1 pseudogene is annotated in these 269 nt (G+C 49.1%); it reads right to left on the bottom strand.

Annotation, left to right across the window (positions count from 1 at the left end):
* A pseudogene (locus tag ALO64_RS25845) lies at positions 1–230 on the bottom strand (GNAT family N-acetyltransferase); the annotation flags it as partial.
* Positions 231–269 lie beyond the last annotated feature (39 nt).

A 269-nucleotide genomic window follows, 5' to 3' on the forward strand; every position in this document is an offset into this window, starting at 1 on the left:
ACCTCATCAAATGCCACTAAAAGCTCTACGGGTTTGCCTGGCTCTTCTGAGATTCGACTCAGATATACGCCCACCTCTGTAGGCAGAGCCCAACGAAAAACCTCGTACATGAGATTGCTTGGCGGCACCGAATTCAAGCTCAGCTCAGTAACGTTGGCGGTGACCAACTGGATAACCTGGTCACCAACGCCATACGGAATGGGATGTGTGTCGTATCGGGTAATAATCATTATGAAACCTTGGGATAACGTGTAAGGGGGCTAATCCAA

Origin of the sequence: Pseudomonas meliae (genome assembly GCF_001400515.1) — a bacterium.
Taxonomy (GTDB): Bacteria; Pseudomonadota; Gammaproteobacteria; order Pseudomonadales; family Pseudomonadaceae; genus Aquipseudomonas; species Aquipseudomonas amygdali.